Here is a 939-nt window from a genome sequence, read left to right on the forward strand (position 1 = left end):
GGTAGGCGCTGAGAATAAAGCATCCACTTTATACTCGTCACACACACGCCAGAATGCGCCAGGGTTTGGTGTTCTGACTGGCTTACCTTCAAACAGTATTGTGGTGCAACCATGAATCAATGGCGCGTAAACAATATACGAGTGACCAACTACCCAGCCCACGTCGGATGCCGCCCAGAACACACCACCTTGCGGGATGTTGTAGATTGCACTCATTGAGTACTTCAGTGCCACGGCATGGCCACCGTTATCACGTACCACCCCTTTCGGTTTACCCGTCGTGCCTGAGGTATAAAGGATAGATAGCGGATCTGTCGCCAGTACTGGTACACAGGCATGTGGAAGTGCTTGGCTGTACTCTTGCTGCCAATCCAGATCCCTCGCTTGGTTTAGCTCGGCTTCGCATTCTGGACGCTGGAAAACAAACACTTTCTCAGGTTTCCAACGGCTGTCCATGATGGCTTTGTCTACTAATGGTTTATACGGAATGATTTTACTGATTTCGATGCCACACGATGCCGTCATAATGACTTTTGGCTCTGCATCTTCAATACGTACCGCCAGCTCATTAGGCGCAAAACCACCAAACACAACTGAGTGAATCGCACCCAAACGTGCACAAGCAAGCATTGCCATTGCCGCTTCTGGGATCATAGGCATGTAAACAACAACTCGGTCGCCTTTTTCAAAGCCTTGGGCAGACAGCATACCGGCAATTTTCGCAACTTGATCGCGTAGCTCTCGGTAAGTGTAAGTCTTTTTATTTCCCGTTACTGGTGAGTCATAAATTAGCGCAGTATTATCACCACGTCCTTGTTCGCAATGGTAATCCAGTGTCAACCAAGACGTATTCATCACCCCATCTGGGAACCAACGTTCGATGCCGTTCTCATCAGATTTCAAGATGGTTTTAGGAGATTCAAACCAGTCGATATTCTC

The 939-nt window shown here is 48.2% G+C and carries 1 protein-coding gene; it reads right to left on the minus strand.

Annotated features, from left to right (window positions below; translation table 11 throughout):
* Positions 1–939, minus strand: a 939-nt coding sequence (locus R8O11_RS25745; RefSeq protein ID WP_318194678.1) for an AMP-binding protein, incomplete at both ends; no start/stop codon positions are given.

Source organism: Vibrio sp. 1288 (assembly GCF_033344475.1).